13 protein-coding genes are annotated in these 13,678 nt (G+C 37.1%); 9 read left to right on the top strand and 4 right to left on the bottom strand.

Annotation, left to right across the window (positions count from 1 at the left end):
- Positions 1-14: 14 nt before the first annotated feature.
- Positions 15-1,055, top strand: coding sequence for a ferric ABC transporter ATP-binding protein (gene fbpC, locus ABN099_RS04970; protein WP_349462576.1), 1,041 nt, complete (start codon positions 15-17; stop codon positions 1,053-1,055).
- 270 nt (positions 1,056-1,325) lie between these two features.
- Here the strand turns inward: fbpC and dsdA are convergent, their stop codons facing one another.
- Both dsdA and dsdX read right to left on the bottom strand, forming a co-directional pair.
- The gene (gene dsdA / locus ABN099_RS04965) at positions 1,326-2,654 is read right to left on the bottom strand and encodes a D-serine ammonia-lyase (RefSeq protein ID WP_349462575.1); all 1,329 of its coding nucleotides are present in this window, start codon (positions 2,652-2,654) and stop codon (positions 1,326-1,328) included.
- A 12-nt stretch (positions 2,655-2,666) separates the two neighbouring features.
- Positions 2,667-4,004, bottom strand: a complete 1,338-nt coding sequence (gene dsdX / locus ABN099_RS04960; protein ID WP_349462574.1) for a D-serine transporter DsdX — start codon at positions 4,002-4,004, stop codon at positions 2,667-2,669.
- Positions 4,005-4,227: 223 nt separating this feature from the next.
- Between dsdX and dsdC the strand changes: the two genes are divergently transcribed.
- Entirely contained in the window at positions 4,228-5,172 is a 945-nt protein-coding gene (gene dsdC, locus ABN099_RS04955; protein ID WP_349462573.1) for a DNA-binding transcriptional regulator DsdC, read from the top strand.
- Between the two features lie 180 nt (positions 5,173-5,352).
- On the top strand, positions 5,353-5,694 hold the full coding sequence (locus tag ABN099_RS04950) for a hypothetical protein (protein ID WP_349462572.1): 342 nt from the start codon (positions 5,353-5,355) through the stop codon (positions 5,692-5,694).
- 74 nt (positions 5,695-5,768) lie between these two features.
- On the opposite strand, the gene gss is transcribed toward ABN099_RS04950, so the two are convergent.
- Positions 5,769-7,646 carry a bifunctional glutathionylspermidine amidase/synthase gene (gene gss, locus ABN099_RS04945; protein ID WP_349462571.1) on the bottom strand — a complete coding sequence of 626 codons (1,878 nt, stop codon included), beginning with the start codon at positions 7,644-7,646 and terminating at the stop codon, positions 5,769-5,771.
- Positions 7,647-8,245: 599 nt separating this feature from the next.
- Between gss and ABN099_RS04940 the strand changes: the two genes are divergently transcribed.
- From ABN099_RS04940 to efeB, 6 genes are all read left to right on the top strand, one after another.
- Positions 8,246-8,533 (top strand): helix-turn-helix domain-containing protein, encoded by a 288-nt coding sequence (locus ABN099_RS04940; RefSeq protein ID WP_349462570.1) that lies wholly within the window; start codon positions 8,246-8,248, stop codon positions 8,531-8,533.
- 319 nt (positions 8,534-8,852) lie between these two features.
- The gene (locus ABN099_RS04935; protein WP_349462569.1) at positions 8,853-9,410 is read left to right on the top strand and encodes an iron transporter; all 558 of its coding nucleotides are present in this window, start codon (positions 8,853-8,855) and stop codon (positions 9,408-9,410) included.
- 68 nt (positions 9,411-9,478) lie between these two features.
- On the top strand, positions 9,479-9,826 hold the full coding sequence (locus ABN099_RS04930) for a cupredoxin domain-containing protein (RefSeq protein WP_349462568.1): 348 nt from the start codon (positions 9,479-9,481) through the stop codon (positions 9,824-9,826).
- A gap of 2 nt (positions 9,827-9,828) precedes the next feature.
- A complete protein-coding gene (locus ABN099_RS04925) occupies positions 9,829-10,665 on the top strand; it encodes an FTR1 family iron permease (protein WP_349462567.1) in 837 nt (278 codons plus the stop codon).
- The gene (locus ABN099_RS04920; protein ID WP_349462566.1) at positions 10,655-11,572 is read left to right on the top strand and encodes an EfeM/EfeO family lipoprotein; all 918 of its coding nucleotides are present in this window, start codon (positions 10,655-10,657) and stop codon (positions 11,570-11,572) included. Before ABN099_RS04925 ends, ABN099_RS04920 begins: the two co-directional genes overlap by 11 nt.
- Positions 11,562-12,821 (top strand): iron uptake transporter deferrochelatase/peroxidase subunit, encoded by a 1,260-nt coding sequence (gene efeB / locus ABN099_RS04915; RefSeq protein ID WP_349462565.1) that lies wholly within the window; start codon positions 11,562-11,564, stop codon positions 12,819-12,821. The genes ABN099_RS04920 and efeB overlap by 11 nt, the downstream gene beginning before the upstream one ends.
- Before the next feature lie 70 nt (positions 12,822-12,891).
- Here efeB and ABN099_RS04910 read toward each other — a convergent pair whose 3' ends face one another.
- Positions 12,892-13,581: a helix-turn-helix domain-containing protein gene (locus ABN099_RS04910; protein WP_349462564.1), complete on the bottom strand. Its 690-nt coding sequence runs from the start codon at positions 13,579-13,581 to the stop codon at positions 12,892-12,894.
- Between the last annotated feature and the right edge of the window lie 97 nt (positions 13,582-13,678).

The following is a 13,678-nucleotide window of genomic DNA, read 5'->3' as shown; positions in this document are numbered from 1 at the left end:
ACGGAGTATAAATCATGACACAACAACATTTCGTTGAACTGAAAAATGTCGTTAAGCGTTTTGGCACTAATACGGTGATTGAAGATTTAAGCCTTTCAATTCCACAAGGTCAGATGGTTTCATTGTTAGGGCCTTCTGGTTGTGGTAAAACCACGGTATTACGCTTAGTGGCGGGTTTAGAAAAACCAACAGAAGGCAAGATCTTTATCGATGGTGAAGATGTTACTGACAGATCAATTCAACAACGCGATATTTGCATGGTATTTCAGTCCTATGCCCTATTTCCACACATGTCTTTAGGTGAAAATATTGGCTATGGTTTAAAAATGTTAGGTCGCCCTAAAGCTGAAATTAAACAACGCGTTTCTGAAGCCTTAGAGCTGGTGGATTTGGCTGGTTTTGAAGACCGTTTTGTTGACCAAATTTCTGGTGGTCAGCAACAACGCGTAGCATTAGCACGAGCATTAATTTTAAAGCCTAAAGTACTACTATTTGATGAGCCATTAAGTAACCTTGATGCAAACTTACGTCGTAGTATGAGAGAGAAAATTCGTGAATTACAACAACAGTTTAATATCACTTCTCTCTATGTTACTCATGACCAAAGTGAAGCCTTTGCGGTATCTGATATGGTGTTAGTAATGAACAAAGGCAAGATAATGCAGTTAGGGTCACCACAAAACCTTTATCGTCAACCTGCATCTGAATTTATGGCAAGTTTTATGGGGGATGCCAACTTATTCCCTGCAATACTAGGTTCAGATTATGTTGAGATATTCCAATATCGTTTACCTCGCCCAGAGACTTTCAATACAAGTAAAACTGAGGTAAGAGTGGGCGTTAGACCTGAAGCGATTACCTTATCGGCACAAGGTGAACTTTGTCAGCAGTGCCAAATTGTGCATGTTGCTTATATGGGACCACAATATGAAGTTACAGTGCAATGGCAAGGGCAAACGCTGTTACTTCAAGTCAATGCCACACAACTACAACCTGATGTTGGTGATACCTATTACTTACAAATTCACCCTTATGGGATGTTTATTTTGGAATAGTAATAATTTTCACTTTACCAAATAGTCGAGGCACCCAGTGGGTGCCTCTTTTTTAGTTATAATACACAACATTGTTTCCCTGGTGTGTGGCATCCTGGTGTTAAAATTGATGCGACACACAGTGTTTTACTGCATTACTCTATTATTATTTTATAAAACTTATTTGTTTGGATACTTAGTACTACTTATATTGTTACTTTGTATTGTTGTTTTATTTTCTTGCTTTATTTTGGCGTTATACAGAGATGTCATATAACGCCATCTCCTGCTCTATTTCCCTTGAGCGAGATATTTTTGCATTTCATCTGCTGGCACCATACCGCCGCCAGTTGCCCACACTAAATGCGTCGTATTTTGTAATTTTTGACTATCTAGTGAGAAGCGTTGCAGATATTCCTTAGCTTGAGTGACATGAATAGCACCTGTCATTCCTGCTAATGCAGAGGGTTCTAACTTAATGCCTTCTTCTTTATTTAACAGGCTTAATAAGTTATATAACTCTTGATCGTCAATAGTGTAATAACCATCAATTAAGCGTTCCATTGCACGACCAACAAAACCAGAAGCGCGACCTACCGCTAAACCATCAGCCGCAGTAATATTGTCGATACCAATTTCTTGCACTGAAATACCATCATGTAATCCAGTGTAAACACCTAATAACATACAAGGTGAATGAGTTGGCTCTGCAAATAAACAGTGTACTGCATCACCAAATGCCAGTTTCAGCCCAAAAGCAACACCACCAGGACCACCACCGACACCGCAAGGTAAATAAACAAATAGTGGATGCTCACTATCAACACGAACACCTTGTGCTTCAAATTGTGCTTTTAAGCGCAAACCAGCAACTGCATAGCCCAGAAATAAGGTCGTTGAATTTTCATCATCAATAAAAAAGCAGTTAGGATCTTTTTCTGCTTCTTTACGTCCCTCTTCTACTGCAATGCTGTAATCTTGTTCATATTCAACAACATTCACACCATGAGAGCGCAGCTTATCTTTCTTCCACTGGCGAGCATCAGCAGACATATGCACACTCACACTAAAGCCCAGCTTTGCACTCATAATGCCAATAGACATTCCTAAGTTACCTGTTGAGCCTACAGCGATACTATATTGAGCAAAAAAGTCGCGGAATTTATCAGAATATAATTTCTCATAATTATCTTCTGTCGTTAGAAGTCCTGCCTCAATAGCTAATTTTTCAGCATGGGCAAGTACTTCATAAATACCACCACGCGCTTTAATTGAACCTGAAATAGGCAGATGACTGTCTTTTTTCAAGCGCAATTGTCCAGCAATTGGCGTGTGATAACGCTGTTCTAGTGCTAATTTCATTTTAGGAATATCGATAACGTCTGATTCGATAATTCCTTGCGTTACTGCTGTTTCTGGAAATGCTTTGACTAAATAAGGCGCAAAACGTTGTAGTCGAGCCTGAGCATCAATAACATCATCTTGCGTTAATCCTACGCGAGAAAGTCCCTGGGTTGTCGTTGTAACGGCGGTGTTAAACCACACCACCTCTTTTAAGTCCACCAAATCACGAACCAGTGGAAAGTTATCTGCTAATTTATTTATATCAATATTAGTCATAGTTGTTCTCTTCTACATGACAAAAGAAAGCATAAATGTGCCGCCTAGAGCCACAAATGAGGCAATAAAAGTTGCGATGCTATAAAAACGGAAGGTTTCACTTAACGTGGCATTACAGTACTGTTTTACTAACCAAAACAGTGAGTCTGTCACGATAGTACAACCGATCGCACCTGAACCAATTGCCAGGGTAATAATTTCAGGGCTAATATCTGGATACATAGGCATTAATGGTGCAACAATTGCCGTCGCCCCCATCATTGCTACCGTTGCCGAACCTACTGCCGCATGAAGAATAATTGCTACTAACCAAGCCAATAGAATTGGGTGCATATCGAGGTTAGAGAGAATTAAAGCTAAAGCATCACTTAAACCACTGCCTTTTAAAATTCCATTAAATGCACCACCAGCACCAATAATCAGTAAAATATTAGCTATTGAACTAAAGCTGTCTTCTGTTTTAGCTAACAAGGTGCTCATACCCATATTGCGGCGAATACCTAAAACGTAATAAGCCACAAATGCTGCAATAAACATGGCTGTAATTGGGTTACCAATAAATTGCAACGCAGTATAAATTGATGTGCCTTTTTCCATATTTAGCTCTGCTGCTGTTTTTATCAGCATCAGCGCGATTGGCAATAATACCGTAAAGAGTGTGGCACCAAGTGATGGCAAATCTTTCTCTTCACGCACTTCCATATCTGAAAATTCTTCAGGAACCGTTTTAAAGGGTAAACGGTCGCCTAATACTTTTAAAAATAGTGGACCACCGACTAACGATGCCGCTAAGCCAACAGTAAGACCTGCAACAATCACAGTCCCCATATCTGCGCCTAATTCATTAGTTACAAACAGAGCTGCTGGATGAGGGGGAACAATACAGTGCACTGCCATTAACGCAGTACATAAAGGAATAGCTAATTTTAATAATGATGTATTGGTTTTTTTAGCGATAGAGAATGCTAAAGGAATAAGTAATACCACACCGACTTCGACGAAAAGTGTAATACCACAAATTAAGCCAACAAGAACCATAATAACATCGGGTGATAACCAACGGCATTTTTGTAGTGTGATCCCAATACGTTCAGCCGCACCAGAAATCTCCATCATCTTACCGAGAATAGTCCCTAAACCAATAATTGCTGCTAAAAAGCCTAAAGTACCGCCAATACCACCTTCAATGGCATTCACCATTTCTAGTGGGTTCATCTGCATTGCTGTCCCCACAAAGAAGCTAGCTAAAAGTAAAGCCAGAAAGGGGTGAAACTTAAGTTTTACTATAGTAAAAACAATGAGCAAAATACTAATAATAAGAGTACTTAGTACCCATAGAGTCGAAGCCATATATCCATCCCAAATGTTTTATTTATTGTTAATCATATTGAATATTAATCATTCTATACTTACAAATGATGAAAATTTACACTAAGATGAACTCAATTAACTCAAATACGTGATCAACTCCGCAAAACATCACAATGCGATGATCAGTGTCACAGTATTTCATCTTAATATTAGCTTGATTGTTAACCTGCGTTACTATTTGGATAACAGGGAGAAAAATAGAATGTTTGAGTCATCTGGCGTTATTTTGCGTAATAAACGATTATCGAGTTATCAATTAGCGCGACTTCACACTTTTGAAGCAACAGGTCGCCATTTATCCTTTGCTTTAGCAGCAGAAGAGCTCTCATTAACACCCAGTGCCATTAGTCATCGCATTAACACACTTGAAGAAGAGTTGGGAATTAAGCTTTTTGATCGTTATCACCGCCGCATTGAACTTACAGAAGAAGGCGAGCGTATTTATTGGGCATTGAAAAAAACGCTTGAAGATATCAATCAAGAAATTTTAGATATTCATAACCAAGAAGTCTCTGGCATATTAACGGTTTATTCACGCCCTTCTATTGCACAATGCTGGTTAGTTCCTCGTATTGCTGATTTTACCCAACGTTATCCTTCAATTGAGTTAAATCTACTAACAGGCAATGATGATATTAACTTCCGTGGCTATGGTGTTGACCTTGCAATCTATTTTGACGATAAACATCTGCAAAACCTTTATTGTGAAGATTTGATCTCTGAATCGATTATTCCTGTTTGTAGCCCAGAATATGCAAAACGATTTGAATTAGTTGGTAATCTTCATCACCTTGCCAATTGCACTCTATTACATGATAGACAAGCTTGGAGTAATAACTCTGACTTTGATGAATGGCGCGCATGGAGTGAACATATGGGGATCGCTTTATTTCCTAACCGCAGTAATATCTGCTTTGATCGCTCAGACTTAGCGGTAATTGCAGCAGTCAATCACTCGGGTATTGCAATGGGAAGAAAACGCTTAGTAAAAAATAGGCTGGCAAGTAAAGAGTTAATCGCTCCTTTTGCTAATAGCGAACTTTTTTGTGAACAGCGCTATTACCTTGTCACGCGTAATGAAAAGAACAATGCTAAAGTACAACTGTTTATCCAGTGGCTAAAAAAACAGATTAAAGAGGGAATGTAGTTTTCTAGTTTTTTTATATTTAATAATATAATTATCCAAATAAGTATTTAAATTTTATAAATAAAAACGTTCATTCAATACATTAATTGTTAAATAATCTTATTAGCTTTATTTTGCCATTTTAAATTGATTTTTTTTCATAAACACTAATAATGATGTTAGATGATGAAGGAGGGCTATATGTCTATTGCAGAAAAAGAAATTAATAATTTCATTAACTCAGACACTGATTTTTTTCATATGATGTCAATTGTGATAAAAAACGACATTATTCATGCAGGGAAAGTGAAACCAAGTTGGATTAGTGAGGATATGAGTAATAGTGAAATATTTAATAACTTTGATAATGTATGGTTAAGTATAGAGTCAGTTTATTTGGGAGATTTCCAAACTATGATTACTCGCCATGAAAAAAGCCCTAATAAAGATGAAATAAAAAGCACTTTCAAAATAATTAAAAATAGAATGTCAGACTATTCATCTTCTTCACAACATATTATGTGCTATAAAGAATACCTTTGAATATAATTTTTATGATAAAATAAAAGCCATATAAATATATGGCTTTTATTTATAAACTACAATATTTAAACCATTTACTTAGTTATAAAGTGCTTATCTTCTACCACTATTAATGGCTCAATATCACTCTCTTTTTTAATCACTAAGGTTGGATCTGAACGTAAACAGCAGCCGCCATAGTGTCCACCAACAGTAAAGGTACAAACCTGAATATAGCGATTAGCCACTTTTGGTAAACACCACAATTCTTGATAAATATTCTCTTGGTGAGCAAATTGACCGTAGGTTTCATCTAATACATTTTCTTTATGATCCACTAATCCAATATTATTACCACAACGCCCTGCAATTGGTTTAATGGCATAACCACGCTGGGTTAAATGTGGTGTAATTTCAAAATCAGTATCGAGCAAATATGGATGATTTGGGAAAAGCTGCCATAAAACAGGTAAAATTGCCTTATTACTTGGAATTAATGTCCAAAGTGGTTCAAATACAGTGACTTCGGGACGTAATAATACATCAACTAAACGGACTTCATTCTCAAATGCCCCAGTACGAATTGGGATAAGCGCTTGTTGCTCACTCTCTTCTCTTAGCTGATCTAACGCGGTTTCCCATGCCCACGTTTTCCATACGCATTCTACATTACGATTATCAGCATCGATAAGTTGCCCTTGGTTATTCCAATGAAGCTCACCTAATCCCCGTAAAATTTTGCTTTCATAACCCGCCGTTGTTAGCGCTTGCTGCATAAAGAGTGCATGGTAATCTTCTTCACAATCATCATCTTGAAGAATATGTACAAAAGGCTTAACGTCGCTATGTTTCCAAGCGTCAGCAAGTGCATCTAATAAACGCTCGCCTGGGTTAAAACCCTGAGTAATACCAGCCTGTTTTGCCCATTTTTCAATAACTAAACCCGCTTCAGTATGACAAGATGCCGAGTCAGCATTATATTCATAAACTTTTAGACCTCGTTCATCCATACAAAAATCTAATCTTCCCGTGATCATTTGGTGCCGTCGATGTTGCCATGACAGACGAATACGAGGCCAAAGGACTTCAGGAATATCAAATAAGCGCAGTAACTTATCATCCTTAAGCACTTTTTCAGTCGCATGCAAATACATCAAATGTAATTCATTACTTGCACGAATTAACTCTTGCTCTGCACTTTCTGAAATCGTGAAATATTCATAACTATTTTGATTAATAATATGACCGTGCTGCGCTAATACATAAGCCTTTTCGAGTTCACTGTTTTCATCTAACCATTTACCAGCAAATTGACCTTTATTTTCAATCAGCTCTGCATGAATAGCTAAATATTCAGGAACCACTTTTTGTTGAGGCAAACTATAAGCATTAGGCTCAGTTTGGATCATCCAACCTAAGAGTGTGGTGTTATCAAAGGTATCCTGAATAAAATAACCCTCTTCATTGACTTGAAGAGGTAGCTCTCGTGTCCACTGTTGCCCTACTGGTAATCGTGTATGAATCACATTTTGTTCTGCAATACGCACTTTATCTTCTAAAACTTCTGTAATAACAGCGACATGCCCCGTAACTTTAAATTCACCACCCTCTTGCCAAATAAGCAAGGCACCAACAGTAGGTGCTTGTTTGCTGCCATTAGCAAAAGCCTGTAAAGGTAAAATATCGTCATCAATGGTTTTGCGTAAAAAACGCAATGAGAAGATCTCATAAGCCATACCGACATCAGTAAAAACAGTACCGTAATGTAAATAGAGAAAACGCCTTGCAAACTCAACGCATTGCCATTTATGCCCCATATATTCATTACCAATATAACTACGAAATGAATCATTGGCTGCGTAGTCTTCTTTATCAATACTGCTGTAATCCGAGGAGTAAATTGCAACACCACCAGGGGCATAACCTAGCAATGTTCCAAATGGCTCATGACGAATGATCTCTTTTACATTCATAATCTCGACCTTGACGATAAATAAATTATTACCCTGCAATACTTACTAAGATAAGTATTGCCTATAACAATATTAACGCCATAAACAATGAGAAGTGAATGCTATTTTAACAATTTCAATAAAGTAAAAAATTTCGGCATCAATAAAGACAAAATGGGGGAATATTGAAAAAAAAAAGTAAAAAAAAGCTCAAAAATAGCCAGTTATAAAAAGAATATAAAAGGTATTTTTAAGCGGAATCAGTCAAAGAGGGTTTTATTATTGTTTTTGTACAATAACTATTTACTCTTTATCAATCATAAATGCGAGCTAAAATAATCATAAAATAGGATATTTGGCAATATATCGCACTGTTAATCAAAAAATTATCGATTATCGTGCTGATAATTACTCTGCTTGTAAAATAGTAAATAAGAAAAATAGTATTGCATCACAATCAAGTGACTATAAATAATTCAAGTAATTAACCGATAACACAAGAGTATGGATTTTACTCATTCAAGCAGGAAAGCTTGTCTACACTAAAATTCCATCTCTGAAGCATTGATATTCAGCTAGCTGAATATTATTAGGGGTTGATAGAAAGGATGAGGTCACTAATGTCAAAGATTTATCCCATTTCTCAAATTATCGGGCAGAAAATTCGTAAACAACGCCAACAATTACGTTTGTCAGCGAAAGCTGTCGCAGAACGTGTCGGTATCAGCCAACAACAATTTTCACGTTATGAGAATGGGCTATGCAAAATTGACGTTGATATGCTGTTTCATATTGCTCAAGAATTAAAAGTAACGCCAGCATTCTTTCTTCCTCCTAATGATGAACAAGTTTCTGTTTCTGCCCTGACTCAATCTAAGCAGTTTTGGAGCGCTCAAAGCCAGATTTAATGCATCTTAATATGGAAATCCGTTTATTCGTAATCCGCAAATTGGATTTCCATCTACAATTACATTTAACGAGTATTATTCAATAATTTCACTATTACGCTTTATTTAATATGCGCACCGCCTCTCATCTTTTAACTCTTTTTATTTAATATGAACAAATTTTTTTTCATTAAAAAATAGTTACTTATAAATACTAACTGTCATTTACTCTACTACCTAAGCGATATTTTTCTTAACTATTACCTCTTCTTAGTAATAGAAAATGTGTTAATCTTAGCGAGAATAATAACAATTATCATTCGAGTTATAAGGATCAAACATGAAATATCGCTATGCTCTTCCACTCACTGCATTAACTTTTTTATCAACATCCGCATTGGCTTTAGAGTACCCAGTAGGTCAACCTATTCTTAAAAATGGGATGGAAATTCAAGGTGTTTATCTGCAACCTATCACTATGGATACCGAAGAAGGTCATCACGCAATGAACCATCTGCCAGCAGATAAAGCAGATATTCATTTAGAAGCCGATATTCATGCTACTGAAGATAATCCAAATGGATTTGCTGAAGGTGATTGGATCCCTTACCTCACCGTAGAATATACCGTCACCAAAACAGATACCCCAGAGAAAAAACAGCAAGGCACATTTATGGCAATGGTTGCCAACGATGGCGCGCATTATGGAGAAAACCTTAAATTAGATGGCAACGGAAAATATAACGTTACCTATAAAATTTATCCGCCTTCATATAATAAAGATATTGCATTTGGTCGCCATATCGACAAAGAAACCGGTGTTGCTCCTTGGTTTGAACCGTTTGAAGTTTCGTGGGATTTCACTTACAGCGGAACAGGTCGTAAAGGTAGCTACTAATAAAATAGTGATGGATAAGCTCATTGTGCTGAGTTTATCCTATTTATCTCTCTTTCAGCGAAACACTTATGATAAGACATCTCTCTAAGTATCTGTTATTGCCACTACTCATTGTCAGTAGCTCTTTATTTGCTGCAGAAAAATACACGGTTGAATTAGAAATGAGAGATGGTGAGCTCATTCCACAATCACTTGAAGTTCCTGCAAAAACGCCCATTAGAATAAAAATTCGTAACACGGGCACTAGCCCTGTTGAATTTGAAAGTACGCAATTACGTAAAGAGAAAGTTTTAGCACCAGGTGCAAATTCAGTTGTGGTTATTGCTCCCTTAAAACCTGGGCGTTATACCTTCTTTGATGACTTCCATCTTTCTCACCCCCAAGGTGAAATTATTGCTATCGAGAAGGATGAATAAAAATGGGACAAGTTTTATTTGTTGTTTGGCGAGAAAGCTTTGAAGCACTATTAGTTATCGGCATTATTTATTCGTGGATAAAGCGCTCTCCGGCTCCCAAGCAAGGTATGAAATATCTTTGGGGTGGCGTCGGGTTTGGTCTACTGCTTGCTTGTCTTCTCGCCTTAAGTATCTATGGCGTATTTAGCTCTCTAGAAGATATTTGGCAATCGCTATTTATGATTGTGATGGAGCTACTTGCCTGTATCTTAATCGTTCAAATGGTTTATTGGATGAATGCGCAGGGTAAATCATTAAAAGCGAATATTGAAAACGAACTCACACAAAAAACAGAGCAGCAAAGCGCATGGGGCATTTTGCTAATTATCGCTATTGCTATTGCCCGTGAAGGCAGTGAAGTGGTGGTCTTTCTCTCTAGCCATATTATGGCGCTTAACGCCCAGAGCGCGCTTCCCTTCTTTATTGAAGTTGCCGTTGGATTACTTGTCGCAGCATTAACACTCTGGTTATTTTTATTGACGTCAAAAGTCATTTCATGGCGCTATTTCTTTACTATTACCGGTTTCTTATTACTATTTCTTGCCGTTTCACTGCTATTAAAAGCAGTAGAAGAAATTGCAAATCTGCTTATTGAATTTGATTTCGATTTACCTGATTTCTTTATTTATCCACTGTGGGATATTAGCCATATTCTTGATGACTCAAGTGTATTTGGTAACTTCTTGGTCTCTTTCTTCGCTTATCGATCTCAGCCAATTGGTTTAAGTGTAATAACGTTTGTGGTTTATTGGATTATTGTTGCACTGCTATTTAAGCGAGGCAATCGCAATGAGCAATAGCTATCATTATAAAAAACATACTCTTTTTTTACTGATACTCTTATTCGCGTTCCCGGTTTCGGCAAAGAAAATCATTCAAGGTAGTGTGCAAGAAGGAGACAATATAATTGTCTCTAAAGGGGATATTCCAACACCTGAAAAATTTAGCACTAATATTCTAAATTATCGGCAGGCAGCCGTTGAACAATTAGCAAAAACCGAAGCAGCACTTAATAAACTGATTGTTTATAGTGAAAAAAAACAGCTGATTAATGCCCAAAATGCCTATCAACAAGCACATTATCATTATGAAGTCATTCGCCCAATTATCTCGCTATTTGGTAGTAGTGAACGCCAACTCAATAATCGAGCAAGTTTTTTTCTTGAAAAAGAGAATGCCCCTCGTTTTTCAGGCTTTCATTTAGTGGAATATCAATTATTTGCACTAAACGATCTACAACAATCAGCTATTTCAGCAACAGCTCTCGTTAAAAATATTAGCGACCTTAAAAAACGTTTAGCGATAGAAGATATTCCTATTCCTAAATTAGTTCAGGCGGCTGGCGATGGATTAGAGCTTATTTTAACTGATAAACTGGCGGGTATTGAAAATCAATATTCACATACTGATCTCACTGATAGTTATGCCAATTTACAAGGATCACGCTTAATTATAGAGATCTTATCTGAACATATTCCTTCTGATGAATACCATTCACTTATACAACAGTATGAAAAAATAGCCTCAGTTTTATTAAAATACCAACTTGATGAAGGTCTATTTCAACCTTTAGATAAACTACCTGAAATTGAAAAGAGTTGGCTTTTTTCTCAAATAACTCAATTAGCAGAGCAAGTTGCCACTTTGCGCGCCACGCTCAACATTGATGTTTACTATCACTATAAAGAAGAAAGTGATGAAAAATAAACGCCTATTAAAACCGCAAACCCCCATTAACCTAAATAAACGTAATACGTTAAAATGGTTAGGTGGCAGCTTATTACTTGCCAGTGTTGGTGTAAAAGCACAACAAAATAGTGACTGTTCATCGGCACTACGTTATCAGCGGGCTATCCCATATTTAGGAAAACACCAGGCGGGTGTTATTACCCCTGAGCAAAAGCATGCCTCTTTTATTGCATTAAATCTTACTGTATCTAGCGCTATAGAAGTTAAGCAAGTACTTACAATATTAACGCAGCGCATTGCTTTTTTGACTCAACCTCGTCATTTAGCTCAGAGAGAGAATCCACATCTTCCACCTGCGGAGTCAGGTATTTTAGGCACTCAATTACAGCCTGATGAATTAACAATTACCGTTTCTTTAGGGGACTCTTTCTTTGATAGCCGCTTTGGTTTTGAAGCCCAAAAACCTAAACGGTTAGAGCCAATGAAGCCTTTCCCTAATGATCGACTAGACGATAAATGGTGTCGTGGTGATCTGTTATTACAGCTGTGTGCAAATAGCCAAGAAAGTGTTATTTACGCACTACGGGATATTTTAAAATATCTATCAGGTCAGTTACATCCAGTATGGAAAATTGATGGTTTTTTACCCGCTCGTGATATTGATAAAAAACAGACTCCTATCAACTTATTCGGCTTTAAAGACGGTACAGGTAACGCCCCTTCAACAGATAATGCATTAATGGAAGATATGGTTTGGATAACAGACAAAGAAAAAGAGCCCCAATGGTGTATTGGTGGTAGTTATCAAGCTATTCGTCTTATTCGTTTTGCATTGGAGTTTTGGGATAGAACGCCACTTGAAGATCAAGAAAATAATTTTGGACGACATCGTACAACGGGCGCACCAATTGGCATGAAACACGAAATGGATGATCCTGAGTTTAAACTAGATCCTCATGGTGACAGAGTCTTATTTGATTCTCATATGAGACGAGCCGAACCTAGAAACACAGAACGTTATAGTGCTAAGTTACGTCGCCGTAGTTACAGTTACTCCCTTGGATTAACACTATCAGGGCAATTGGATATGGGGCTTATTTTTATCTCGTATCAAAATAATCTTAAAAAAGGCTTTATCGATACTCAAAAACGTCTAAATGGTGAGCCATTAGAACGTTATATCAAACCTTTTGGTGGTGGTTACTACTTCACATTACCCGGTGTTCAAAAAGAGGACGAGATTCTCGCTCAAGCGCTTTTTTCCTAAAATTGAATTTTTATTACTGTTGGTGCTTTGCAATCAAGAGCAAAGCGCCAAAAAATAGTAGCGAAGATAATTAACGTGCTAATTGTGTCATCTTCTCTTTTAACGCGATGCCTAGCGGGATCTGCTTTTGTGGATCAATAAATCCCATTGTTAATGCAGCAGCCACCATTTCCCCTTTTTGATTAAAGATTGGGCATGAAATAGATTGCGCACCTGGAATACCTTCTGCTGGCTCATGGCGAATAGAAAAACCTTGTTGGCGAATACTCTCTTTCTGTTTTTCTGTTAAACCAGAATTAATTGCTAAATGACTAAATACGGCATAAATAGCACCTGCTGCGCTCACTTTATGAGGAACTTCAGTATTGGGTAAAAAATCGATATCAACATGTTTAAAACTACGATTATAGCGAGTAAGAAGCAGTTGACTTCCTTGTGATATCACAAGTCCCGTAGACATATTATGTTCATCTCTAAACTCACATAATAGCCGGTTAATTTCATCAACTAATGAAAGCGGTGCTTGAGTTGCTGACGCAAGCGTTAATATTTTACAACCCAAGCAATATCGACTTCCTTCACTCTCTTGATACAACATTTCGGATCGACAAAGCGAAACTAAATACTTATGTAACCGGCTTTTTGACAGTGAACACGCTTTTGCAATATCCGACGAACGAGCGCTACCACCATTAGCTGCAATAAACTCTAAAATAGTAATTGCGATATCAACTGAGTTAACCCCTTGAGAATTCTGCATTTATTTTCCTATACCCACTCGTTATTTATTCTGTTTTATTACGATATCCACTTATTCTTTGTTTATCTTTATTTGTAGTTTTATTCACCAAAAACCT

This window comes from Proteus hauseri, assembly GCF_040139125.1.
GTDB classification, from domain to species: domain Bacteria; phylum Pseudomonadota; class Gammaproteobacteria; order Enterobacterales; family Enterobacteriaceae; genus Proteus; species Proteus hauseri_B.
Note: the sequence above shows the minus strand (reverse complement) of the source record. Positions and strands in the feature narration are given on the sequence as shown.